General features: G+C 62.4%; 22 protein-coding genes and 1 pseudogene. 12 read left to right on the forward strand and 11 right to left on the reverse strand.

Annotated features, from left to right (window positions below; translation table 11 throughout):
• The first annotated feature begins 179 nt into the window (after window positions 1–179).
• The 5 genes from CCR82_RS01475 (at window position 180) to ppa (ending at window position 7,376) form a co-directional block, all read left to right on the forward strand.
• Window positions 180–1,433, forward strand: coding sequence for a 6-phosphofructokinase (locus CCR82_RS01475; RefSeq protein WP_201243512.1), 1,254 nt, complete (start codon window positions 180–182; stop codon window positions 1,431–1,433).
• Window positions 1,434–1,530: 97 nt separating this feature from the next.
• Entirely contained in the window at window positions 1,531–2,307 is a 777-nt protein-coding gene (locus CCR82_RS01480) for a hypothetical protein (protein WP_201243514.1), read from the forward strand.
• A gap of 137 nt (window positions 2,308–2,444) precedes the next feature.
• Window positions 2,445–4,640 (forward strand): sodium-translocating pyrophosphatase, encoded by a 2,196-nt coding sequence (locus CCR82_RS01485; protein WP_201243516.1) that lies wholly within the window; start codon window positions 2,445–2,447, stop codon window positions 4,638–4,640.
• Window positions 4,641–4,671: 31 nt separating this feature from the next.
• Window positions 4,672–6,708 (forward strand): sodium-translocating pyrophosphatase, encoded by a 2,037-nt coding sequence (locus CCR82_RS01490; RefSeq protein WP_201243518.1) that lies wholly within the window; start codon window positions 4,672–4,674, stop codon window positions 6,706–6,708.
• Between the two features lie 119 nt (window positions 6,709–6,827).
• On the forward strand, window positions 6,828–7,376 hold the full coding sequence (gene ppa / locus CCR82_RS01495) for an inorganic diphosphatase (RefSeq protein ID WP_201243520.1): 549 nt from the start codon (window positions 6,828–6,830) through the stop codon (window positions 7,374–7,376).
• A 12-nt stretch (window positions 7,377–7,388) separates the two neighbouring features.
• Here ppa and CCR82_RS01500 read toward each other — a convergent pair whose 3' ends face one another.
• Window positions 7,389–7,703 (reverse strand): DUF1840 domain-containing protein, encoded by a 315-nt coding sequence (locus CCR82_RS01500; protein ID WP_201243522.1) that lies wholly within the window; start codon window positions 7,701–7,703, stop codon window positions 7,389–7,391.
• Between the two features lie 276 nt (window positions 7,704–7,979).
• Between CCR82_RS01500 and CCR82_RS01505 the strand changes: the two genes are divergently transcribed.
• Window positions 7,980–8,225 carry a hypothetical protein gene (locus tag CCR82_RS01505; RefSeq protein ID WP_201243524.1) on the forward strand — a complete coding sequence of 82 codons (246 nt, stop codon included), beginning with the start codon at window positions 7,980–7,982 and terminating at the stop codon, window positions 8,223–8,225.
• On the forward strand, window positions 8,225–8,368 hold the full coding sequence (locus CCR82_RS01510; protein WP_201243526.1) for a hypothetical protein: 144 nt from the start codon (window positions 8,225–8,227) through the stop codon (window positions 8,366–8,368). The genes CCR82_RS01505 and CCR82_RS01510 overlap by 1 nt, the downstream gene beginning before the upstream one ends.
• Here CCR82_RS01510 and CCR82_RS19215 read toward each other — a convergent pair.
• Window positions 8,365–8,535, reverse strand: coding sequence for a hypothetical protein (locus tag CCR82_RS19215; RefSeq protein ID WP_242513164.1), 171 nt, complete (start codon window positions 8,533–8,535; stop codon window positions 8,365–8,367). The two genes, CCR82_RS01510 and CCR82_RS19215, sit on opposite strands and share 4 nt — an antisense overlap.
• A gap of 310 nt (window positions 8,536–8,845) precedes the next feature.
• Window positions 8,846–9,037: pseudogene (locus CCR82_RS19220) on the reverse strand (IS481 family transposase); the annotation flags it as partial.
• Window positions 9,038–9,248: 211 nt separating this feature from the next.
• On the opposite strand from CCR82_RS19220, the gene CCR82_RS01520 reads away from it, so the two are divergent.
• Window positions 9,249–9,836, forward strand: coding sequence for an anthranilate synthase component II (locus CCR82_RS01520; protein ID WP_201243531.1), 588 nt, complete (start codon window positions 9,249–9,251; stop codon window positions 9,834–9,836).
• Window positions 9,837–9,853: 17 nt separating this feature from the next.
• On the opposite strand, the gene CCR82_RS01525 is transcribed toward CCR82_RS01520, so the two are convergent.
• From CCR82_RS01525 to CCR82_RS01545, 5 genes are all read right to left on the reverse strand, one after another.
• The gene (locus tag CCR82_RS01525) at window positions 9,854–10,225 is read right to left on the reverse strand and encodes a DUF6164 family protein (RefSeq protein WP_201243533.1); all 372 of its coding nucleotides are present in this window, start codon (window positions 10,223–10,225) and stop codon (window positions 9,854–9,856) included.
• A 58-nt stretch (window positions 10,226–10,283) separates the two neighbouring features.
• Window positions 10,284–10,979 (reverse strand): hypothetical protein, encoded by a 696-nt coding sequence (locus CCR82_RS01530; RefSeq protein ID WP_201243535.1) that lies wholly within the window; start codon window positions 10,977–10,979, stop codon window positions 10,284–10,286.
• 75 nt (window positions 10,980–11,054) lie between these two features.
• A complete protein-coding gene (aroE, locus tag CCR82_RS01535; RefSeq protein ID WP_201243537.1) occupies window positions 11,055–12,023 on the reverse strand; it encodes a shikimate dehydrogenase in 969 nt (322 codons plus the stop codon).
• A 24-nt stretch (window positions 12,024–12,047) separates the two neighbouring features.
• Window positions 12,048–13,061, reverse strand: coding sequence for a porphobilinogen synthase (gene hemB / locus CCR82_RS01540; protein ID WP_201243539.1), 1,014 nt, complete (start codon window positions 13,059–13,061; stop codon window positions 12,048–12,050).
• A 137-nt stretch (window positions 13,062–13,198) separates the two neighbouring features.
• Window positions 13,199–13,645, reverse strand: a complete 447-nt coding sequence (locus tag CCR82_RS01545; RefSeq protein WP_201243541.1) for a DUF29 domain-containing protein — start codon at window positions 13,643–13,645, stop codon at window positions 13,199–13,201.
• 147 nt (window positions 13,646–13,792) lie between these two features.
• Between CCR82_RS01545 and CCR82_RS01550 the strand changes: the two genes are divergently transcribed.
• Together CCR82_RS01550 and CCR82_RS01555 are read left to right on the forward strand one after the other, a co-directional pair.
• Window positions 13,793–14,191, forward strand: a complete 399-nt coding sequence (locus CCR82_RS01550; RefSeq protein WP_201243543.1) for a thioredoxin family protein — start codon at window positions 13,793–13,795, stop codon at window positions 14,189–14,191.
• Between the two features lie 114 nt (window positions 14,192–14,305).
• Window positions 14,306–15,907 carry a methyl-accepting chemotaxis protein gene (locus CCR82_RS01555; protein ID WP_201243545.1) on the forward strand — a complete coding sequence of 534 codons (1,602 nt, stop codon included), beginning with the start codon at window positions 14,306–14,308 and terminating at the stop codon, window positions 15,905–15,907.
• Window positions 15,908–16,001: 94 nt separating this feature from the next.
• Here the strand turns inward: CCR82_RS01555 and CCR82_RS01560 are convergent, their stop codons facing one another.
• The 3 genes from CCR82_RS01560 to CCR82_RS01570 all read right to left on the reverse strand — a co-directional run bounded on the left by CCR82_RS01560 (window position 16,002) and on the right by CCR82_RS01570 (window position 20,171).
• Complete coding sequence (locus tag CCR82_RS01560; protein ID WP_201243547.1) at window positions 16,002–16,466, reverse strand: Lrp/AsnC family transcriptional regulator; 465 nt, start codon at window positions 16,464–16,466, stop codon at window positions 16,002–16,004.
• 4 nt (window positions 16,467–16,470) lie between these two features.
• Complete coding sequence (leuA, locus tag CCR82_RS01565) at window positions 16,471–18,171, reverse strand: 2-isopropylmalate synthase (RefSeq protein WP_201243549.1); 1,701 nt, start codon at window positions 18,169–18,171, stop codon at window positions 16,471–16,473.
• A 416-nt stretch (window positions 18,172–18,587) separates the two neighbouring features.
• On the reverse strand, window positions 18,588–20,171 hold the full coding sequence (locus tag CCR82_RS01570; RefSeq protein WP_201243551.1) for an AmpG family muropeptide MFS transporter: 1,584 nt from the start codon (window positions 20,169–20,171) through the stop codon (window positions 18,588–18,590).
• A 200-nt stretch (window positions 20,172–20,371) separates the two neighbouring features.
• Here CCR82_RS01570 and CCR82_RS01575 point away from each other — a divergent pair, with 200 nt between their 5' ends.
• Both CCR82_RS01575 and CCR82_RS01580 read left to right on the forward strand, forming a co-directional pair.
• Window positions 20,372–20,968, forward strand: a complete 597-nt coding sequence (locus CCR82_RS01575) for a hypothetical protein (RefSeq protein WP_201243552.1) — start codon at window positions 20,372–20,374, stop codon at window positions 20,966–20,968.
• A 21-nt stretch (window positions 20,969–20,989) separates the two neighbouring features.
• On the forward strand, window positions 20,990–22,441 hold the full coding sequence (locus CCR82_RS01580) for a phospholipase D-like domain-containing protein (RefSeq protein ID WP_201243553.1): 1,452 nt from the start codon (window positions 20,990–20,992) through the stop codon (window positions 22,439–22,441).
• Window positions 22,442–22,599 lie beyond the last annotated feature (158 nt).

Below are 22,599 nucleotides of genomic sequence, written 5' to 3' on the forward strand. Positions count from 1 at the left end.
GTCGTTCGTGCTCTGCGGAAAGGTATACTCTTAATCGCGATCGGGCGTCCATCTCGTGATGAATCCTTGATTTGCGGTACTGCGGGCCTCGCCAGTGCTGCGGCCGCATTGCGCCGGCAGGCGCCCTCGATCGCCCGTTTGTTTGTTGCTTCGATAACGCCCAATTTGAGAGTATCTATATGCCTGCGAAGAACGCCTTCTACGCCCAATCGGGCGGTGTCACCGCTGTGATTAATGCCTCCGCGTGCGGCGTGATCGAGGCCGCGCGTCAGCATCCGGATAAGATTACTAATGTGTATGCCGGACGTAACGGCATCATTGGCGCACTGACCGAGGATCTGATCGATACCAGTCAGGAGTCTGATGATGCCATCGCGGCGCTACGCTATACGCCGTCTGGAGCCTTCGGCTCCTGCCGCTACAAGCTCAAGAGCCTAGAGGCCAACAAGCGTGAGTACGAGCGCCTGATCGAGCTCTTCAAGGCGCACGATATCGGCTACTTCTTCTACAATGGGGGGGGAGATTCAGCCGATACCTGCTACAAGGTGAGCCAGCTCTCCGAGACCATGGGCTATCCGGTGCAGGCGATCCATGTGCCGAAGACGGTCGATAACGATCTGCCGATCACCGACAATTGTCCTGGCTTCGGCTCGGTGGCTAAATACATTGCGACCTCAGCGCTAGAGGCTAGCTTTGATGTGCGCTCGATGGCTAAGACCTCAACCAAGGTCTTCGTGCTCGAGGTGATGGGCCGCCACGCCGGCTGGATCGCCGCCGCGGGTGGCCTGATCGAGGATCATGGCATGCCGGTGTTGGTACTGTTCCCGGAGATCGAATTCGATCAGGAGCGTTTTCTAACTAAGGTCAAGGCGATGGTCGATGAACACGATTTCTGCACCATCGTGGTGTCCGAGGGGGCTAAATATCCTGATGGACGCTTCCTCGCGGAGCAGGGGACGCTCGATGCGTTCGGCCATGCCCAGCTCGGCGGCGCCGCGCCAGTCGTTGCTAATCTGGTCAAGGAAGCGCTTGGTTACAAGTTCCATTGGGCGGTCGCTGATTATTTGCAGCGTGCCGCGCGTCATCTGGCGTCGAAGACCGATGTCGAGCAGGCCTATGCGACCGGCCGCGCGGCGGTCGAACTAGCGCTGGCCGGCGAGAATGCGATTATGCCGACGATCGATCGCGTCAGCGCCGATCCCTATCAGTGGCAGGTCGGCAAGGCGCCGCTGTCGGAGGTCGCCAACGTTGAGAAGTTCATGCCGCGTGAGTTCATCACCGAAGATGGTTTTGGCATCACGGATGCATGCAAGCTCTACCTGCTGCCGCTGATCCAGGGCGAGGACTATCCGGCGTTCGAGAACGGGCTGCCGCGCTTCGTGACCTTAAAGAACGCGCCGGTGGCGAAGAAGCTCGACGTCTTCGAACTCTGAGTGCACTGTCGTTGCCGCTGAAATAGGGTCTCTCATGGCTGCCGTGGCTTCAGCGGCGGCAGCCGACTTCTTGCTGCGAGTGCTCAGGAGCGCGTGTATGAGCGATTACCATCTTTATCTGTCCTTGATCCCGGAGGCGCTGATCGCCTCCATGCTGGAGCCAAAAGAGTTTGGTTCCTACTATGCGGTCGGAACACGCGGGCGCGTGTTTGGCGAAGCCATCTTCTTCGAACTCGATCCGAACTTCCGCTCCGAGGATTTCGCGTTTTCGCTTGCCGACGAGCGTTGTGTCACCCAGCCGGACGGGGCGCCGAAGTCATCGGTCTATCTGGGTATCTACAATGTGTTGGGGCGGATTCCGGTTTCGGCTATCGGTAACCTCTATCTGGTCACCGATGACGGCCGCACGCTCGAGCTGGAACGCGCGCCTTATAGTCCGGACAAGGAACATCCGCTGCATCTCTACCAGGAGTTTTGCCCGAAGAGTCCGATGGTGGCGAGCCGGCTCGAGCCGCAAACGTTCTGCCGTTCGATCACTGATCCGCAGCATCCGGTGACTCTACCCCGTATCGCCTTCTCGGATCTGAAGCTCGGCGAACTCGCCTATGATCCGCTCAACGGTAAGGCGGACGATTTGCCCTATCGCTACATCTCGCATCTACGGGATGTGCTTGCGGATTTCAGTACCAATACTAAGGACAGTAAGCTAGTGATCAAGCATGTGCGCGATGGGGTGCTCTATCGCATGGTGCAGACCGGCTTTTATGTCGGCGACCATGAGGATTTTGCCTACTACCCCTTCCCAAGTCGGGGGGCGTTGCAGTCCACCTATTACGATTGGTGGCGTTCAGCGCAGATTGCCCATTTCGATTGAGCGATTGGTTAACTGCTTGATCGGGGGCTTGATCGACCGACAGGGCGGGCTGTCGTGCTAACGGCTGTTACTCGTCACCCTAAATTTTGCCGTGCCGCTGTCCGTGCGCGGCCCTTTATTGCTGTAGACGTGGAACCATGAACGAACCCATCTTTTGGCTCGCTCCGCTCGCTTCCCTGTTCGCGCTCTACTTCGCCTGGCGCTTCTTCAAGGAGATGCGCGACCAGGACGAAGGCACCGAGACCATGCGCGAGATCGGCGCCCATGTGCGCAAGGGCGCCATGGCCTATCTGCGCCAGCAGTACAAGATCATGCTGGTGGTCTTCGCCCTGGTGGCCGGCCTCTTTGCCTATCTGGCCTATGGGCTCGGGGTGCAGAATCCCTGGCTTCCGGTCACCTTCATCTTTGGTGGCTTCTTCTCCGCGCTGGCCGGGTATTTCGGCATGCAGACCGCGACCCTGGCCTCGACGCGCACCACGGCTGCGGCCAGGACCTCGCTGGCTGGCGCCCTCAACGTCGCCTTTCGCAGTGGCGCGGTGATGGGCTTGGTGGTGGTCGGGCTCGGCCTGGGCAATCTGGCGTTCTGGTTCGTGCTCATCGATCTGTTCACGCCTGGCGATGCGACCCAGGGCGCCTATCTGGTGCTGGTCACCACCACGGTGCTGACCTTCAGCATGGGCGCCTCGCTGCAGGCGCTGTTCGCCCGCGTCGGCGGTGGCATCTACACCAAGGCGGCCGATGTCGGCGCCGATTTGGTGGGCAAGGTCGAGGCCGGTATCCCCGAGGATGATCCGCGCAACCCGGCGGTGATCGCCGACAATGTCGGTGACAACGTCGGCGATGTCGCCGGCATGGGCGCGGATCTGTTCGAGTCCTACTGCGGTTCGATCCTCGCCGCCTCGGCGCTCGGCGCGGCGGCCTTCGTCGCCGATCCGGCGATGCAGATGAAGGCGATCGCCGCACCCATGGCGATCGCCGGTATCGGCATCATGCTTTCGGTGTACGGCGTGTTCCTGGTCAAGACGCGCGAGGGCGCCGATCAGAAAGAGCTGCTCGGGGCGCTATCGAAGGGCATCAATACCAGCGCGGCGCTGATCGTAGTGGCCTCGGCGGTGGTGCTCTGGCTGCTCGGCATCGACAACCCCTGGGGGATCTGGGGCGCGGTGGTCGCTGGCCTGGTGACGGGGCTGATCATCGGGCGCTCGACCGAGTATTCAACCTCGCCGTCGTTCAAGCCGACGCGTGGCATCGCGGCTGCGGCCGAAAGCGGTGCGGCAACCACCATCATTGCCGGCATCGGCGTCGGCATGCTCTCGACCGTGATTCCGGTGCTGGCGGTGGCGGCTGGCACCATGCTCGCCTATCTGTTCGCCTCGGGCTTCGATCCGGCGCAGATGGGGCAGGGGCTGTACGGTATCGCAATCGCCGCAGTCGGTATGCTCTCGACCCTCGGCATCACGCTGGCGAGCGACGCCTATGGGCCGATCGCCGATAACGCCGGCGGCAACGCCGAGATGAGCGGGCTCGGACCAGAGGTGCGCGAGCGCACCGATGCACTGGACTCGCTCGGCAATACCACCGCCGCGACCGGTAAGGGCTTTGCGATCGGCTCGGCGGCGCTGACCGCGCTGGCGCTGATCGCCTCCTATATCGAGGTCATCCGCATCGAGATGATCAGCGCCGGTCAGACCCTGCTCGAGCTCGGTCACGGCATCAGCGTGGCGACCGCCGAGGCGACCCTGATCGACTTCATGGCCTACTACCAGGTCACCTTGCTCAATCCGACGGTGCTGATCACCCTGTTCCTCGGCGCCATGGTCGCCTTTACCTTCAGCGGGTTGACGGTGCAGGCCGTGGGCCGGGCGGCGCAGACCATGGTGGAGGAAGTGCGGCGTCAGTTCCGCGAGAAGCCGGGCATCCTCAACGGTTCCTCGGAGCCGGATTACGAGCGCTGTGTGGCGATCTCCACCATCGGTGCACAGCGCGAGATGGTAATCCCGTCCCTGATCGCAATCGCGGCGCCGGTGTTGGTCGGTTTGCTGTTCGGGGTCGCTGGCGTCATTGGCCTGCTCGCCGGGGGCTTATCGACCGGCTTTGTGCTCGCGGTGTTCCTGTCGAACGCGGGTGGCGCCTGGGATAATGCGAAGAAGTACATCGAGGCTGGCCATCATGGCGGCAAGAGTTCGCCAGCGCACCGCGCTTCGGTGATCGGCGATACCATCGGCGACCCCTTCAAGGACACCTCGGGACCGAGTCTGAACATCCTCATCAAGCTAATGAGTATCGTGGCGATCGTGATGGGTGGGGTGACAATCTCTTACACCCTGCTCTGATCGGGGGGGTTGGTCGGGAGGCGCTGTCCATATGTCGCTGGGTCTGATCTTCGCGCTGCTCTGCGCGATTGTTGCGCTTGGCCATGGGCTCACCCTGGTGAGCTGGGTGCTTGTGCAGCCGCGGGGTAACGAACGCATGCAACAGGTGGCCAAGACCATTTGGGCAGGCGCTTCGGCGTATCTCCATCGTCAATACCTCACGGTGACGGTGGTCGGTTTGCTTATGATGGCCGGCCTGTCGCACTGGTTCGGAGTTGAGACGGGTATCGGTTTTCTCATCGGTGCTCTGTTGTCGGGCGCGGCTGGCTACTTGGGTATGCAGATCTCGGTACGCGCCAATCTGCGCACAGCTGAGGCCGCGCGCAAGGGCGTCGAACCGGCGTTGCAGGTCGCCTTGCGTGGCGGCGCGATCACCGGCCTACTGGTGATTGGGCTCGCGCTGCTCGGTGTGGTTGGTTACTACATGATATTGGTCCCGCATGATGCCGGCGACATACAGGGGCAGATGCGTGCGCTACACGCGTTGCTGGGGCTTGCCTTTGGTGGCTCGCTGAGTTCAATCTTCGCTCGGCTCGGCGGTGGCATCTTCAGTAAGAGCGCGGATGTTGGCGCCGCTATCGTCGGCAAGGTCGAGGTTGATCTGCGCGAGGACGACCAGCGTAACCCGGTGGCGATTGCCGACATGATTGGCGATCAGGTTGGCGACTGCGCGGGGATGGCCGCGGATCTGTTCGAGACTTATGTGTTGACCTTGGTGGCCAGCATGCTCCTCGGTGGGCTGTTGCTCGGCGATGATGGCGCGAACGCGATCGTTTATCCATTGCTGCTCGGCGGCATTTCGGTCCTCGCCTCGGCGGTAGGGGTCTTTTTCGTCAAGATTGAGCCTGATGATAGCCGGATAATGACCGCGCTCTATAAGGGAACGACGGCTTCCGGAGTGCTCGCCTTCATCTTCTTTGTGCCGGTGACCTGGATGTACCTGCCTGCGACCTTCACGCTTCAAGAGGTCAATGCTGAACTCAGCCGCTGGGGTGTGTTGGGCGCGGCCGCTGTGGGTCTGGGGCTGACTGGGTTGATGACGGTGATCAGCGAATACTATACCGGCATCGACTATGCGCCGGTGCGCAGCATCGCCAAAGCCTCGAGTACGGGACATGCGACCAATGTCATTGCTGGTTTAGGCGTCTCGATGCGGGCGACTGCTGCGCCGGCGTTGGTGATTTGTGTGGCGATCTGGGCGGCTCACGAGATGGCTGGGGTTTATGGGATCGCGATTGCCGCAACCACGATGCTCTCGATGACCGGCATTATTCTGGCCTTGAATAGCTTTGGGCCGATCGCCGATAGCGCTGCCGGGATTGCCGAGATGGCGGAGATGGGGGATCCTGTCCGTGCTGTGACCGCGTCGCTTGATGCCGTTGGCAATAGTACCAAGGCGATGACCAAAGGTTTTGCGATTGGCTCGGCGGGTCTTGTGGCGCTGGTGCTGTTTGCCGACTTCACCTACAGCTTGGCAGCTGAGGGCAGGCGCCTGTCGTTCACGTTGGACGACCCCGTCGTGTTAATCGGACTCTTCATCGGTGGCTTGGTCCCTTATTTGTTCAGCGCCATGGCCCTGGAAGCAGTTGGTCGAACGGCTGCGGGCCTCGTAGAACATATGCAAGCGCCGGACGCTTCGCGCTTGGTGGAGAGACTGAGCACAGCTACGATCAAGGAGATGCTCATTCCGTCATTGCTGCCGGTGGCGGTGCCCTTGGCGATCGGGTTTGGTATGCAATGGTTGATAGGTGGCGATGCCGGCGCCTTGGCGCTTGGTGGTCTGCTGATTGGGACCATCATTACCGGCCTGTTTGTCGCGCTTTCCATGACCCTCGGTGGTGGTGCCTGGGACAATGCCAAGCAATACATCGAGGCCGGTCATATCGGTGGCAAGGGTGGGGATGCGCATGCGGCTGCGGTGACCGGCGATAGCGTCGGCGACCCCTACAAGGATACTGCTGGCTCGGCGGTGAATCCGGTGATCAAGCTCATCAATATCGTCGCGCTCTTGATGGTTCCTCTGCTGTAACGCGGGGGCTGCCGAGCGCGCCACTACCGATCGTAGCTCGTTCGGGCTATCCTGTACGGTCTTTATCGTGCGCGGTCCTTGTACCGCCACTCCATCGAGCTTGAGCCAGGAGATTGATTATGGACCTGCAGCGCGTCCCACGCGGACACAATATCCCGAACGAGATTAACGTCATCATCGAGATCCCCTCGCACTCGGAGCCGGTCAAGTACGAGATGGACAAGGCTACCGGCGCGATGTTCGTCGACCGCTTCATGTCGACCGCGATGCATTATCCCTGCAACTACGGCTATGTACCGCACACCCTATCGGCCGACGGCGACCCGGTGGATGTGATGGTGGTGACGCCTTATCCGTTGATCTCCGGCTCGGTGATCCAGTGCCGGCCCATCGGTGTGTTGACGATGACCGATGAGTCTGGCGATGACGCCAAGATCCTAGCGCTACCGAACGATAAGTTGTTCAAAGGCTATCGCAACATCGAGAGCTTCCGCGATATGCCTCCGCATCTGCTCGATCAGATCGCCCACTTCTTCGAGCACTACAAGGATCTGGACGAAGGCAAATGGGTCCGCGTCGGGGGCTGGGGTGGACGCGAAGAGGCCCGCGCCGAGATCATGTCCAGCGTCGAGATGTTCGAGGCCGAGCCGGACAAGCCGCATTTCTAAGCGAAATCGGTCTCAACCATCCCAGATCACGTTCTTCTCGTCGCGCGCGGCGGCTTCGAGTAGCTCGATCAATGGCAGGGCACGGTGCTTGAGGCTCACGCTTTGAGTGCGGCTGTCATCGTCGCGCTCTTCGTGCTGTGGATCGAGCGGCGCCTCTGGGTTCGCTTCCACCGCGACCTTGAGCCGCTCGATTGCGGCCGGGATATCCTCGGCGAGGAGGGCGCCTGGCACCGACCCACTATGGCCCATCATACGGATTAACGCCTTGGCGACGTCACCGAACATGGTGATGTCGGCATGGACAGGGGTCTTGAAGGTGATCAGCATTGAGATCCTCGGGTGATAAAGGCAAGGGGTCTCCACCAACCATAGCCCGACCTGGGGTCTTCTGTAACCCTATCGAGCGTTGAATTTCTTGGTTTGGGAGTGCTGATGAAATGCGGTTCTTGCCAAACCTCGGCGAGCTTCCAGCGTTGAACAGATTTTGTCTGCCCCAACGCTCTTGCGAGTTAGACAGGTTCTTCAGCAAGAGGTCGCGCCGTGTTCTCGACATCGATGAGGCTGCCATTTCGCGACGCGCTATCGCCTAAGGGCCCGCGTTCCATGCGCGCCGAACCTAGTGGGCGGCGCCAGCTGTTCGTGGCCTTAGTGATTTTGACCACCGGCGGCGCGCTCGGGCTGATGGCGTGGACTTTGCGCGCCGGCGGCTTCGATTGGCTTGATGCGCTGCTCATGTTCTGCTTCGCGATGACCTTGCCCTGGACGGTCATCGGGTTCTGGAATGCCGTCATCGGGCTATTGGTCATGCGCCTAACGCCCGACGCCGCGCTGGCTACGAAGTGCGGGTGATGCCGATCGAGGGTGGGAGCTGGGGCTGGGAGGAGAATCCGCCGACCCTGCTTGAGTTCCTCCGCCGTGATCTGCGTTGGTGTCAGGGCAACATGCAGTACCTGCGGCTTGGACGCGCGCAGCTCGCGGGACTTGACAGTTAGCCCTTATCATGATGATGGTGTTTGCGCCCAAGCTCGCGACTATCATCGATGCGCTGAGCAGTAGCGCCGGGCGGCGGCGCTTCGGGTGTGGCGTGCGGCTGATCACCGGCAGCCTTGCCGAAATCGGCTTCAGCGCCTTGCTGGCGCCGATCATGGCGATTGCGCATAGTCGTTTCCTGCTCGGTCTCCTATTCGGCCGTGCCGTGGTCTGGGGGGCGCAGCGGCGCGCGATCCATCAGGTGCGACCAATCGAGGCCGTCCAACGGCTTTGGCCGCAAACAGCGTTTGGTGTCTTCGGTTTCGGCTGGATGGCGCTCTATGCGCCGCCCGGGGCATTGGTCATCTCGCCGTTCTTTGTCGGCGCTCTATTGGCGGTGCCGATCGCGGTGAGTAGCGCATCGCCCGCGCTCGGGCGGCGACTGACGAGGATGGGGCTTTGGCGCATACCGGACGAGGTGGAACCGGCGCCGGCGCCGCGCTCAGCGTGGTCTGCAGCCGTTGTGGACGGTGCGAGGCATCGTTCACGTCGTCCCTGCCACGCCACTTCGCCACCGTGGCTGCGCTCAGGTTGTAGCGCCGTGCCAAGGTCTTGTGAGAGCCTTCGGCCACTTGCAGCTCACGACGCACCGCCGGCGTAGTGCGGGCTTGCTTGTGCAGTCGGATCACCATGGTTACTCGTCTCCGTCGGCAGGGCCGCAGCAGGCGGTAGGGCAAGGAAGCGCATCGTCGCTGTGCTGCCCAGCTCCAGCGCCCTGCGGGTACGCAGCAAAGGATAACTCCTTCGGGGAATATGATCACCCGGGACTAAACAGGTATCTATGGGGTACTAATCCAGGGAAAACGAAATTATTAGTTTAATAAACAGTAGGTTAAGTATCAAATGCTGCTGATGATCGACAACTATGACTCTTTCACCTACAACCTGGTGCAGTACCTGGGTGAGCTAGGTGTTGAGGTGCGGGTGGTGCGCAATGATGAGCTATCAGTGGCTGAGGCGCTGGCATTGCGGCCGGAGAGGATTGTGGTCTCCCCGGGGCCCTGTACGCCAAGCCAGGCTGGGGTTTCGGTGGAACTCATCCAGGCTGCGGCTGGCAAGGTGCCGCTGCTTGGGGTCTGCCTAGGGCACCAGTCGATTGGCCAAGCCTTTGGCGGCAAGGTGGTCAAGGCGCATGCGGTGATGCACGGCAAGACCTCGCCGATCCATCATGAGGGCTTTGGTGTCTTCCAAGGCTTAGCGCAGCCGTTCGAGGCCACGCGCTATCATTCGCTGGTGGTCGAGGAAGCATCGCTGCCGACCGAGCTTGAGATTACGGCTTGGACCGAAACGGCTGAGGGTGAACGCGATGAGATCATGGGTATGCGTCATCGCGACTTACCCATCGAAAGCGTGCAGTTTCACCCGGAGTCGATTCTGACCCGGCATGGCCATGATCTGCTGCGGAATTTCATGAAAATCGGCGTTCGTTGACCGCTGGGCCAGTGTGGTCAGCTCTGGTTTCCCAACGTCAGGAAGGGTACCAGCACCAGATAGAGCACTGCGGCAGCGCCGGCGAGGTAGAACAGGGTGCGCAGCGGCTGACGGATCGCGCGTTGCAGCGTGGTCTCGGCTTGGCCTGCGCGCCAACGGGTGACGTATTCGGCTACGAGGCGTGCCGAGCGTTCTTCTTGATAGCGGTCGATCAGTGCGCGCGCCGTCGTCTTCTGGCTGGCGTCTAATAGCCAGAGTCCGGCGATGCCAAAACCGAGAAAGCCACCGCTAGTCTCATGGTAGGTGAGCCCCCGCTCATCAAGCAGGCGCCGCACATCGGCCGCTTCATCGTCTTCGACGCCATTGAGCCGGAAGATAAGGACAGACATTGCAGTTGTTCTCGCCGAGTTGCGGTGGGCTTGGCCTGTGGCGCGTCGTGCCTACCGCTCAGTGCGGCGGTTGTGCAGGGTTGGACTGTTGCGCGTGCAGGCGGATCAGCGTCAATCGGTTTCGTGCCTGGTCGAGGTCACCGATGCCTTGGGCGTCCAGTGCCTCTAATCGTCTCTCACTGTGCTCGAGCAGCTCGGCCAGTTCGCGAGCGTCAAATAATTCGCAGGCCGCCTCAATCTCAGCTTCAGGGGCCGATAGCAGGCTCGGTACCAGCTCTTCGGGGCCGATACAACTCTCGGGGTGAAGGAGATCGGCCACCAAGGGCTGTTCGATGAGCCGTAAATGGATGGCCCGAGCGGTTTCTTCGTCGCTTAGCTCTTGGTGTGCGACCGGATCGGACCCGGCGTGACGCCAGAGCGTCTTCATGATCAGCCCGATAAGCCGCTTCAGTGCCGTGCGGGCCTCGCTGTGGTCCTCGGGTAAGGCATAGCTTTGCTCATAATGAGATTCGAGCGCCTCTTTGAGGCTCAATACGGCATCACTGCCGGCATCGGGGGGCAGGTCGACCGCGCGCTGGATGAGGGCTTGTAAGGTCTCGTCAAAGGCCAGCATGTCGTCATGGTCGGCCTTCTGCGCGGCGAGTAGATCCTCGGGCGGCACCTCGTGCGGTGGCCAGGCGAATAGGGGATTCTCGTGCCGACGCCGCAGATGGCGCTCTCGGCGACCCGGCTTGTGGGTAAAGGGCAGTTCCATGGGGCGATGGGGCGCTAGCGCCCTTCAACTAGGGTTTCGTAAAGGGCCGAGTAATCGAGATCACCAAGGCCGTTATCAACCGCCCCGCAAACGGGCGATCACTGGCGCGGTTTGCGGTCGCAGTCCACGCCATAGCCAGAAGGATTCCGCCGCCTGCTCGACCAGCATGCCGAGTCCATCTAGCACACGGGCGGCATCGCGGGCCTGGCCCCAGCGGCAGAATGGGGTCGGCTCATCGGCATAGAGCAGGTCATAGACCCAGCCGCCCCGGGCGAGACAATCGTTAGGGATCGCTGGCACCTGATCGTCGAGCCCGGTCGAAGTGGCGTTGATGATCAGATCGAAGCGCTGCCCGGCGATGCCGTCGAGACCGCGGCCCGCGACCGAGTGTGTTTTTTGGCAAGCGCCCAGACTTTGATCAGGGCGTTGGCCTGTCTCGGTCGACAACGCGGCGGTGGACGAGGTTCGGGGTTGGCGATCATCGCCGTAGGCCGCCCTGCGGAGCGTATTGCCGGGCGCGGAGGTGGTCGCACTGGCATCGAGGTGGCTGAACTGAGCGGCGAGCGCTTCGGCCTTGCGCGCGGTGCGGTTGGCGATCAGCAACTCAGCGGGGCCAGCCTCGAGCAGCGGGCGCAGCACCCCGCGCGCGGCACCGCCGGCACCGAGCAGCAGCACCCGCTTGCCGGCTAGCGTGAAGCCGTGGTTCTCAGTCAGATCGCGCAGCAGGCCAACACCGTCGGTGTTGTCGCCGCGCAGCAAACCACCATCGCGCACGATCAGGGTATTGACCGCACCGGCGGCTTGCGCCTGCTCGCTGAGATCATCGAGCAGCTCAAAAGCGGCGGTCTTGAAGGGTACCGTGACGTTGAGGCCCCGCCCACCCTCGGCGACGAAATGGCGCACATCCCCGGCGAAGTCGTCCGGGTCGCCGAGGATGCGCCCGTATTCGATCGGCTCGCCGGTTTGTGCGGCAAAGGCCGCATGGATGGCCGGCGATTTGCTGTGCGCGATTGGGTTGCCGATCACCGCATACTGATCAGTCATCCACGCTACTCCGGCTGTGCGGACTCAGGCGCCCATCCATTGCGCGGCCTGCTTGGCGTAGTAGGTGAGGATGCCATCGCCCCCCGCGCGCTTCACGCCCATGAGCGCCTCAAGCACGACATCGCGCTCCACCAGCCAGCCATTCTGGCTCGCGGCCTTCAGCATCGCGTATTCGCCGCTGACCTGATAGACGAAGGTCGGCGCACCGAAGCGGTCCTTGACCCGCCGAACGATGTCGAGATAGGGCATGCCGGGCTTGACCATCACCATGTCGGCACCCTCGGCCAAGTCGAGCCCGACCTCGTGCAGGGCCTCGTCGGAGTTGGCCGGGTCCATCTGATAGGTGTACTTGTTGCCGCCACCGAGGTTGGCCGCCGAGCCGACCGCATCGCGGAACGGGCCGTAGAAGCTGGAGGCGTACTTGGCCGAGTAGGCCATGATGCGGGTGTGGATGTGGCCGTCGGCTTCGAGCGCCTCGCGCACCGCGCCGATGCGCCCGTCCATCATGTCCGAGGGCGCGACGATGTCGGCGCCGGCCGCCGCATGCGAGACCGCCTGCTTGACCAGCACCTCGACGGTGGCATCGTTCATCACATAGCCAGTCTCGTCGATGAGTCCATCCTGGCCATGGGTGGTGAAGGGGTCGAGGGCGACATCGGTCATCACGCCTAGCTCGGGCAACGCGTCCTTGAGCGCCCGCACTGCGCGCTGCGCCAGACCATCTGGATTGAAGGCCTCACGCGCATCCTCGGACTTGGCCGACATCGGCGTGACCGGGAACAGCGCCATCGCCGGGATGCCAAGCTTGGCGATGGTCTGTGCCTCTTCGACTAGCAGGTCGATGCTCAGGCGCTCGATGCCGGGCATCGAGGGCACCGGCTCGCGCTCGCCTTGGCCTTCGAGCACGAAGACCGGGTAGATGAAGTCATCCGGCGTCAAGGTCGTCTCGCGCATCAGCCGGCGCGAGAACGCATCGCGGCGCATCCGGCGCATGCGGGTGGTGGGGTAGGGGGCGCGATTGGGGTGCAGATCGGACATCGGCGGCTCTTCTCTGAGAACGAGGTGGTGCGGGCGATTCAGGATGCGCGACGGCCATTGGTCATCGGCTCACGCATCGGCCGCTAACCATAGCGCACCCGGTCGATCGGCGGCCAGTCCGACGGTGGAAAACCGGGTCACGTCGCCCCAAATCGAACGCCTGGCCAGTAGTCTTCGTCTAGGATTTCGGCGATGCTATAGGTGCAGTGTTCGGGGAATGGCGACTTGAGAAGCCCTGTTTCTTCCATCGCCGCGCGGGTCGCGTTGCGATAGCTGCGCGGGAGCAGCTCTGGCAGGCGCTGCCGTAGGCTGGGGCTGTCTTCCAGTAACAGGGCGAGCTGGCGCCGCTGCTCATTGACCGTCAAGCGCCAGCTGGTGTTGCGACGCTCGGGTTGGTACTCCCATTTGAGCAGGTGCGCCAGCAACACAGCGAGACGGTTGATCAGCTCGCGCCGTTCGCCTGCACTCATGCTCTCCAGCTCCTTGATCAAGTGCGTGACATCCAGCTGCGCGAAGCGGCCGGAGCGCAGCAGGTCCGACTGCTCTTCGATCCACTGGTGGAAGTCGGTTTCATAACTGCTCATCAAGGGGGCCTATGGGTGATCGCTGACAGTGACGGGGGCAAACTGATGATTCGCTGATGTTAGCAGTCCGCTGCCGCGGATACTCAAACTGGCGGTTTTGCTTCGGCTGTGGTGCGATAGACTCCCGGCCATGATGGAGATGATCCGATGCGTTTTCCCTCCGACCAACCGCCGTGCGCTGATTGCTTCGATGTCGACCACGACGGGTTCGAGCAGGCCGTGATCGAAGCCTCGCGCACACGGCCGATCCTGGTCGACTTCTGGGCCGATTGGTGCGCGCCCTGTCATCAGCTCGCGCCGCATCTCTACCGCGTGATCGATGAGCTTGAGGGCGCGGTCGGGCTCGCCAAGGTCGAGGTCGATGAGGGCGAGAACATGAAGCTCGCCGGCCACTACCGGCTGCGCGGTTTTCCAACCGTGCTCCTGTTCCAGCAGGGCGAGGAGCACGGGCGCTTCAGCGGCTCGCGCTCGAGCGTGCAGATCCGCGCCTGGCTCGATGCGCATCTCGATGAGCCTTTCGGATATCAGCACGATGCAGTACTCTAAAACCCTATCTTTATAGAAGGATTGGCGCTGCCTCGCGGATTGCTCTAATGTGACACGCCAAGGATGTCCGGAGACGGATGCGGCAGGGGGGTCGGAATTTAACGGGGAGTCTCCATGCGCATCAACAAGCCAGTCACTCAGCAACGTGCCCCGGTCGCGCCGGATGCGACCATCCTCTCGACCACTGATCCCAAAGGGCGGATCACCTACATCAACGAGGAATTCGAGCACATCAGTGGCTATAATCGCGCTGAACTGCTCGGCCAGCCGCACAACATCATGCGCCATCCTGATATGCCGCGTACGGCCTATCAGCAGATGTGGTCATGCTTGCTTGCGGGTCGCTCATGGATGGGCATGGTCAAGAACCGCTGCAAGAATGGCGACTATTATTGGGTTCATGCTTATGCCACCCCGATTCTCGATGATCATGGCAAGATCATCGAGTTCCAGTCGGTACGCCTAGCCCCGCCGAGCGAGGCCGCCGTAGAGCGTGCCGCAACCATCTACGCTCAGTTGCGCGCCACGGAGCCAAACCAGGGCGAGCTAGCGCCACCCCCAAAGCCATCAGGATCTCTCGGTCTGCGCGAACGCTTTCTGGCGCTGCTGTTGCCGACCCCGCTGGTGGCCAGCCTCGCCGCGCTGGCCGGCCTGTCGCCCCTCGCGTTAGCGGCACTCAGCATCATCGCCGCAGCCCTTAGCGCCTATGGCTTCCTGCACCTGTGGCGAGGCCTCAAGTCCACGGTTGCTGAGTCGCAACAACTGATCGACGATCCGCTGGCCGAACAGATTTATAGCAATCGCAACGACGAGGTTGGGCACCTGCGGTTGGCCTTGCTGAAACTGCGCACCGAGATGTCGGCGGTTCCCAAGCGGCTGGCTAACGTCACTGATCACTTACAGCAGGTCGGTACCCAGGCTGGCGAGGCCGTGGCCGAGACCCGCGTCCAGGCCGAGCGCCAGACGGCTGAGACCCTTCAGGTCGCCTCCGCGATGGAAGAGATGGCGCAAAGCGTGCAGGAGATCGCGCGCAACGCTTCCATGGGGGCACAGATCAGCGAGCAGGTGCGCGAGCAGGCCGACCGTGGCATGGAAACTGTTCAGCAGAGCACCGAGGCCGTTCGCACGCTGGTCGAGCGCATGCGCAGCTCCTCGCAGGTAACCCACCAAGTCGCCGACGAAGCTAAGCGCATCGGGACCGCGCTTGACCTGATCCAAGAGATCACCGAGCAGACCCACCTGCTTGCCCTCAATGCCACCATCGAGGCGGCCCGCGCCGGGGAGGCTGGTCGCGGCTTCTCGGTGGTTGCTGAGGAGGTGCGCGTGCTTGCCGACCGCACCTCCGCTGCGACCGCCGAGATCAAGACGATCACCGACTCGCTGCAGGAAGGCACGCATCGCGCCGTCACCGCCATGGACGAGAGCAGCGAGCGAGCCGCGCATAGCCTCACTCTGGCTGACGAATCCCATAACGCCCTTGAGGCGATCCGCGCCGCCGTGGCCTCAATGCAGGAGATGAGCCTACAGATTGCCAGTGCCACCGAGCAGCAGAGTGCCACTACTGAAGAGATCAACGCCAACATCAACAACATCGATCAGTTAGCAAAGCAGGTCCAGAACTACACTGAGCAAGCTGGCGCACGGGTCAGCGAACTCGGCGAACTCATCGACCAAGCCGCCCGACTCGCACGCCGCTTCGCACATCCCGGGGCCTGAAAAGCGATCCGTAAACGCCGTATTGGGCGTGCTAGAAGCCATAAATTCCAGCTAGGGCCGTAAGCCGGCGACCACTGGCGGATCAGCGGCAGTTTTAGCCTAGCGGCAGCGCGGTGCGCTCGAGCACTTGGCGCAGTACGAAACTGGAGTGAACCCCGGAGACGCCCTCAATGCGGGTGATCTTCTGCAACAGCAGATCCTGATAGGCGTCCATGTCGCGCACGATCACCTTGAGCTGATAATCGGCATCGCGACCGGTGATCAGCGAGCATTCCAACACCTCGGGCAGCGCGGAGACGGTCGCATCGAAGTTCGCGAAGCGCTCTGGGGTATGGCGATCCATCGAGATACTGACGAAGGCGATCAGGCTCAGGCCGAGCTTCTTAGCGTCGACCATCGCTCGATAGCCGGCGATCATGCCCGTCTCCTCCAGCGCTCGCAGCCGCCGCAGACAGGGTGAGGGTGATAGGCCGATGCGGTCGGCTAGCTCCTGATTGCTGATGCGGCCATCCTCTTGCAGGATCGCGAGGATGTGTCGGTCATAGCGGTCAAGTTTCATCTCATCAGACTAGCTCAGAATAGGGCCTCAAGGCATCCATTGACGGCGCATCCGCGGCCCGATTCAGCGCCGAGATCACCGCTTTGAGCGAGGCGTTGACAGTATCACGGTCGATCGCGACGCCGGTGATCGACTGGCCGTCGATCTCAAGCTGGACATAGGCCGCGGCTTCGGCATGGGTGCCGGCTCCGAGCGCATGCTCGCGGTAATCGCGCACGTCGATCACCTGCCCAAAGGTCCTGCTCCAGGCATCGGCGAAGGCGGCGATGGCACCGTCGCCCTCGCCGCTAATGCGCTGCTCGCCTCCGTCGCTGACGAGGGTGGCCTCAAGCCGATCATGCCCGTTGCGGCTAAGACGGTAGCCGCCAAGCCGGTTCGGTCCCTGCTCGTGGATGAATTGGGCCTCGAACAACTGGCGGATGCGCGTCGAGTCGATGATCCCGCCTTGCTCTTCACTCACGCGTTGTACCACCGGTGCCAGCTCTTGCTGTATCCAGCGTGGTAATTGCAACCCGTAATCGCGCTCGAGCACGAAGGCGATGCCGCCCTTGCCGGACTGGCTGTTGACCCGGATCACTGCTTCGTAGCTGCGACCGAGATCCTGTGGATCGATCGGCAGATAGGCCACCTGCCAGGGCAGGTCGCGGTTGTGCGTGGCCCGCTGCTGGTGCAGTGACTTGTTGATCGCGTCCTGATGGCTGCCGGAGAAGGCGGTATAGACCAGCTCGCCAACCCAAGGGTGGCGTGGATGACAGGCGATGCCGGTGCATGCTTCCACGGTGGCGATGATGCGCTCCGGGTCGCTGAGATCGAGCCGTGGATCAACGCCCTGGCTGTAGAGGTTCATCGCGAGTGTGATCAGATCACAGTTGCCGGTGCGCTCGCCGTTTCCGAGCAAGGTGCCCTCGATGCGATCGGCGCCGGCGAGCAGGCCCAGCTCGGCCGCCGCCGCCGCGCCACCGCGGTCGTTGTGGGTATGCAGGGAGACGCAGACGCTCTCGCGCCGTGCGAGATGACGGCAGAACCACTCGACCTGATCGGCGAAGACATTCGGGCTGGCTGACTCCACCGTCGCCGGTAAATTCAGAATGCAGGGGTTCGCTGGCGTTGGTTGCCAGACATCCAGCACCGCGTTGCAGACCTCGACCGCGTAGTCGGGCTCGGTCTGCGAGAAGCTTTCCGGCGAGTATTGGAAGGTCCAGTCGGTGCCGGGGTACTTAGCGGCCTCGGCGCGCACCAACTCGGCGCCTTGTACCGCGATTGCCTTGACCTGAGCGCGATCAGCGCCGAACACCCACTCGCGCTGCACCGGCGAGGTCGAGTTATAGACATGGACGATGGCACGATGCACACCATCCAATGCCGCAAAGGTGCGCTCGATCAGGTCGGCGCGCGCCTGCACCAGCACCTGGATGGTGACATCCTCTGGGATGCGCCGCTCCTCGATCAGCCAACGCGCGAAGTCGTAATCGGGCTGGCTGGCGGAGGGGAAACCGACCTCGACCTCCTTCACGCCGATGTCCAGGAGCAAGGCCCAGAGCTGTTGCTTCTGGGCCACGCTCATCGGCGCACGCAGGGCCTGGTTACCGTCGCGCAGGTCGACGCTGGCCCAGCGCGGGGCCTGCTCGATGGTGCGATCAGGCCAGAGGCGGTTGCGGATGGGCATCGGCGGGCTCGGGTGATACTTCGCGTGATGGACGGGCATGGTGCGAACTCCTTCTAACGATCGATTGCGCGATCGAACTAAGCGACTGGATGCTGCCGCAGCGCAAGTCCAGGGTGAGACTGGCATGCGCTACGGTGTGCGCGAAGCGGGTACCGGCGGAGCTCGATGAGATGTGCTCATCGGGCTATTCACAAAGGCGCTGTATGCTAATCCAGTGCCGCCGGTGATCCTGATTCGGGGCTGACCTTGTGAGTCTTACCCTGAGCGTCGGCTTGTGGCCGACGATTGATAGGATGCGCTATTAGTCTGCGCATAAGATTGCAAACGACGCTGGTTTTGATCGCAATTGCACAATGATCTGCCACTTAACGCCCCTTGTCGTGCCTCAGGCCATCCATTCGTCTATAGGTCTTAAACGGTGTCAAGCGTATCCCAAGAGGGGCCCTTTGGCGGGGTTATGAGTCAGGCTGTCCGCGCAGCGCGAGTTTGCGTCCGGCCAGCCACACCAGCAGCAGCACCGGCACCCCAATCAGGGTGGTAAAGATGAAGAAGCCCGGATAGCCGATGCCGTCGACGATCGAGCCCGAGTAGCCACCGATCACCTTTGGCAGCAGCGTCATCAGGGAACTAAAAATCGCGTATTGAACGGCGGTGAACGAGACGCTGGTCAGACTGGACAAGAAGGCAACAAAGGCGGCACTCGCCAGTCCTGCGGCCAGATTATCGGCGGCGACGGTTAGATAGAGCAGTGCCAGGCTGTGGCCGACATAGGCAAGCCCGACGAAGATCAGATTGGTCAGCGCCGAGAGCACCGCGCCCAGCATCAGGATGCGCATAACGCCGAAACGGGTTGCCATCAGCCCGCCGATAAAGCCACCGGCGATACTCACCACGACGCCGAAGGTCTTGACCGCCTGGGCGATCTCGGGCTTGGTAAAGCCGAGGTCCTGGTAGAAGACGTTGGCGATGACTCCGAGCACGATGTCGGAGATTCGGTACAGACCGATCAGCGCCAAGAGCAGCAGCGCGGTCTGCAGTCCGTAGCGGCGGAAGAAATCGAGCACAGGCGCCACCCAGGTCTGACGCGCCATCTCCCGGTTGACGGCACCGGCCAGCACCAGCGCCCAGCCGACCAGCCCGGCGATCCCAAGCGCGAGTGCGAAGTGCAGCGTCTCGAGCAAGAAGGCGCCGATCGGACCGCCACCGGTGGCCTGCTTCAGGGCCGCGACCGTGCCGCTGGTGAAGAAGAAGGTGCCGGCAAAGGCGGCCACCGCGAGCAAAAACACCAGCACCAGGCGCGCATAGTCGTAAGGTCCGTACTGGTAAACATCGGCGCGCTCGACCTCTGGTTCGCGCACAACCAAGGTTGTCACCACGCCGATCAGCATGGTCGCGGCCATGATCAGATAGGTTAGGCGCCAGGCTTGGTAGGAGTAGTCTCCCATCGACGACATGAACAGCGCGGCAAGAAACAACGCACCGGCGCCACTGGTGACCATGCCGATCCGGTAGCCGGCGATATAGGCCGCCGAGAGCATGCCCTGCAGGGCTGGCGGAGCGATCTCGATGCGATAGGCGTCGATGCAGATGTCTTGGGTCGCGGCCGAAAAGCCGAGCATCACCGCCGCCAGTGCCATCAGCACCAGGCCCTGAGAGCCTGTGGCTGGGTCGACCGAGGCCATCAGCGCGATGGCGGTGATGATCGCCAGCTGTGAGAGCAGCAGCCAGCCACGTCGGCGACCGAGGCGGCGCGTCAGCCAGGGCAGTGGCAGGCGATCGACCAGCGGTGCCCAGATGAACTTGAACGAGTAACCGAGCGCGGCCCAGCTAAAGAAAGTGACCGCGCCGCGCTCGACCCCGGCCTCGCGTAGCCAGAGCGACAGCGACGAGAAGATTAGCAGCAGTGGAATGCCGGCGGCGAAGCCGAGCAAGAGCATGGTGAGCACGCGCCGGTCGCGTAACGCGCTCAGTACCTTGCCCCAGCCCTGAGGCTCGCCGGCAACAGTGGTAGAGAAAGCGCTTGTCTTGGGGGTCTTCATCGGGCTAGGTGGCTCGGGTCATGGGGGCAGGGCAGTGAGCGCGGGCAGAACCGTTCAAGCAGTCCAGGCCGGTGGCGTGCGTCATGCTAACGCGGATTGGCCGCCACTGGTGCTGATCCTTTGCTATGCCCGCAGGCGATCGATGTGAGATGTTTGAGAGCTATACTGCTGTCGTTTAAGGTTTCGAGAGAATGATCGTCATGGCCAGCGTTGTACTCAGACAAGACGTCGATGAACTTCGCGAATACATGAAGGAACTCAGTTATCAGGCGATGCGTACCGAGGTGTCGCTGAATCGCCTGTCGGACGAGATGCGTCAGTTCAAGGACGAGACCCTCCGCGACCGACAACGTATGAACAAGCAATGGGGCGACCTGGCCAACCGGCTCGGTACGCTGGTCGAGGATATCGTCGCTCACAGCCTGCCCAGGGTGGCGGCCGAGCTGCTTGGTTGCGATGCCCCGGAGCTATTTGCACTGCGAGTGGTCAGACGCCGCAACGGCGAGTTTCGTGAATACGATGCGATGGCCGTCTGCAAGGACAGTCTCCTGATCAACGAGACCAAGCCCAGTCTCCAGAGCAGCCATGTCGAGGCGTTCTTGGCGAAGCTGGCCGATCTGCCCGTGTTTTGCCCGGAGTACGCCGGCAAGCGCGTGGTCGGCGTGCTCTCCAGTCTCTATCCCGACCCGAGCGTGGTTTGTCGGGCCACCGCCGCCGGCATCCTGGTCATGGGCATGGGGGATGAGGCCATGCAAGTGCTGAATCCCGAGGCGTTGCGCGAACGCGGCGAGTTCTGACCCGGCTTTCTAACCAGGCACATGGACCTGAGCCATCTCTTATCCGACCTCTGGATCATCAGCTTGCTCGGCCTGCAAACGGCGGCGGTGGTCCTGACCACCACGCATCTGGTGCTGAGCAACCGCGATGTGCCCTCGACCGTGGGCTGGACCGGGCTGGTGTTGCTCACCCCCTTGGTCGGCGTGGTGCTGTACTGGATGTTTGGCATCAACCGGATCAAGCGCAAGGCGCACCGGCTGCGCCCGGAGACCTCGCTGCTGAGCGAGGAGGCCAGCGTGCGCGCCGAGCAACGCGCCCATCGTCTGCTCGAGAGCCGCTTCCCTGGGCTGATCCCGCTGGGGCATCTGGGCGATGAGCTGACCCTCTCGGAACTCGAGGCGGGTAACCGCATCACGCCGCTGGTCAATGGCGACGCGGCCTATCCCGAGATGCTCGCCGCAATCGATACCGCGCAACGCAGCGTGGCGCTCTCGAGTTACATCTTCGATAACGACCTCGCCGGTCAGCGCTTCATCGCCGCGCTGCAACGGGCGCATCGACGCGGCGTGCAGGTGCGGGTGCTGATCGACGGCGTCGGCCAGTGGTACAGCCGTCCGCATACGCCCAAGGTGTTGCGCCAGCTGGGCATCCCGACCGGGGTCTTCCTCGAGTCGGCGCTGCCGATCCGTAACCCTTATCTGAACCTGCGCAATCACCGCAAGATCCTGGTCGTCGATGGTCGGCTCGGGTTCACCGGCGGGCTCAATCTGCGCGAGGGCTGTCTGCTCGAGAGCAATCCCCGCCATCCAGTGCAGGATCTGCACTTCAAGGTCGAGGGGCCGGTGGTGCGCGGGCTGATGGAAGCGTTCGGACTCGACTGGGCCTTCACCACCGGCGAGCGTCTCGGCTGTGATGCCTGGTATCCGGTGTTGGAACCGGCGGGCGAGAGCATCGCGCGCTGCGTGCCGGATGGGCCCGACGAGGACTTCGACGTGCTACGCCGGTTGATTCTGGGCGCGCTGGCGCATGCGCGACAGCGGGTGCGGATCGTCACGCCTTATTTCCTGCCGGATCAGACCCTGATCACGGCGCTCAATGTCATCGCCATGAGCGGGGTCGAGGTGCAGATCCTGGTCCCGCAACGCAACAACCTGCGCTTCGTGCAATGGGCGGCCGAGGCCCAGGCCGAGCAGATCCTCGACGGGCGCAGTCGCATCTTCGTGACCCCGCCGCCGTTCGACCATACCAAGCTGATGCTAATCGACGAGGCCTGGTGCTTCTTCGGCTCGGCGAACTGGGACCCACGTAGCCTGCGTCTGAATTTCGAGCTGAATATCGAGTGCTATGACGCCGCGCTGGCGCGTCGGCTCCATGCGCTGGTTGATGAGAAGGTGGCGGACGCGATCGAGATCCGCGCCGCCGATATGCGGGCTCGCACTCTGCCGATCCGTTTGCGCGATGGCTTTGCGCGCCTGCTGACGCCTTATCTTTGAGGGAATGATGGTAGTCTGACCTTTTGACGGTTAGGCGCTCTCGCGTATTGTCGAGGCCAATCCTAATGCATTAGCGGTCTTGCACGGCACCTCAGAGACGAGCTAGCGCTGCCATGACCACCGCCCCCATCGTCTGGAGCTTCTGCACCACGCTGCGC

Source organism: Halochromatium salexigens (genome assembly GCF_016653295.1).
GTDB lineage: Bacteria > Pseudomonadota > Gammaproteobacteria > Chromatiales > Chromatiaceae > Lamprobacter > Lamprobacter salexigens.

Excerpts from the sequence above, each read along its gene's own strand:
- CCR82_RS01580 (WP_201243553.1), top strand. The coding sequence starts at position 20,990 with ATGGACCTGAGCCATCTCTTATCCGACCTCTGGATCATCAGCTTGCTC.
- CCR82_RS01550 (WP_201243543.1), top strand. The coding sequence starts at position 13,793 with ATGCGTTTTCCCTCCGACCAACCGCCGTGCGCTGATTGCTTCGATGTC.
- CCR82_RS01530 (WP_201243535.1), bottom strand. The coding sequence starts at position 10,979 with ATGGAACTGCCCTTTACCCACAAGCCGGGTCGCCGAGAGCGCCATCTG.
- CCR82_RS01480 (WP_201243514.1), top strand. The coding sequence starts at position 1,531 with ATGAGCGATTACCATCTTTATCTGTCCTTGATCCCGGAGGCGCTGATC.
- CCR82_RS01475 (WP_201243512.1), top strand. The coding sequence starts at position 180 with ATGCCTGCGAAGAACGCCTTCTACGCCCAATCGGGCGGTGTCACCGCT.
- CCR82_RS01570 (WP_201243551.1), bottom strand. The coding sequence starts at position 20,171 with ATGAAGACCCCCAAGACAAGCGCTTTCTCTACCACTGTTGCCGGCGAG.
- CCR82_RS01545 (WP_201243541.1), bottom strand. The coding sequence starts at position 13,645 with ATGAGCAGTTATGAAACCGACTTCCACCAGTGGATCGAAGAGCAGTCG.
- CCR82_RS19215 (WP_242513164.1), bottom strand. The coding sequence starts at position 8,535 with ATGCGCAATCGCCATGATCGGCGCCAGCAAGGCGCTGAAGCCGATTTC.
- CCR82_RS01505 (WP_201243524.1), top strand. The coding sequence starts at position 7,980 with ATGCGCGCCGAACCTAGTGGGCGGCGCCAGCTGTTCGTGGCCTTAGTG.
- CCR82_RS01500 (WP_201243522.1), bottom strand. The coding sequence starts at position 7,703 with ATGCTGATCACCTTCAAGACCCCTGTCCATGCCGACATCACCATGTTC.
- CCR82_RS01490 (WP_201243518.1), top strand. The coding sequence starts at position 4,672 with ATGTCGCTGGGTCTGATCTTCGCGCTGCTCTGCGCGATTGTTGCGCTT.
- CCR82_RS01555 (WP_201243545.1), top strand. The coding sequence starts at position 14,306 with ATGCGCATCAACAAGCCAGTCACTCAGCAACGTGCCCCGGTCGCGCCG.
- hemB (WP_201243539.1), bottom strand. The coding sequence starts at position 13,061 with ATGTCCGATCTGCACCCCAATCGCGCCCCCTACCCCACCACCCGCATG.
- CCR82_RS01525 (WP_201243533.1), bottom strand. The coding sequence starts at position 10,225 with ATGTCTGTCCTTATCTTCCGGCTCAATGGCGTCGAAGACGATGAAGCG.
- CCR82_RS01520 (WP_201243531.1), top strand. The coding sequence starts at position 9,249 with ATGCTGCTGATGATCGACAACTATGACTCTTTCACCTACAACCTGGTG.
- leuA (WP_201243549.1), bottom strand. The coding sequence starts at position 18,171 with ATGCCCGTCCATCACGCGAAGTATCACCCGAGCCCGCCGATGCCCATC.
- ppa (WP_201243520.1), top strand. The coding sequence starts at position 6,828 with ATGGACCTGCAGCGCGTCCCACGCGGACACAATATCCCGAACGAGATT.
- CCR82_RS01560 (WP_201243547.1), bottom strand. The coding sequence starts at position 16,466 with ATGAAACTTGACCGCTATGACCGACACATCCTCGCGATCCTGCAAGAG.
- CCR82_RS01485 (WP_201243516.1), top strand. The coding sequence starts at position 2,445 with ATGAACGAACCCATCTTTTGGCTCGCTCCGCTCGCTTCCCTGTTCGCG.
- CCR82_RS01510 (WP_201243526.1), top strand. The coding sequence starts at position 8,225 with ATGCCGATCGAGGGTGGGAGCTGGGGCTGGGAGGAGAATCCGCCGACC.
- aroE (WP_201243537.1), bottom strand. The coding sequence starts at position 12,023 with ATGACTGATCAGTATGCGGTGATCGGCAACCCAATCGCGCACAGCAAA.
- CCR82_RS01575 (WP_201243552.1), top strand. The coding sequence starts at position 20,372 with ATGGCCAGCGTTGTACTCAGACAAGACGTCGATGAACTTCGCGAATAC.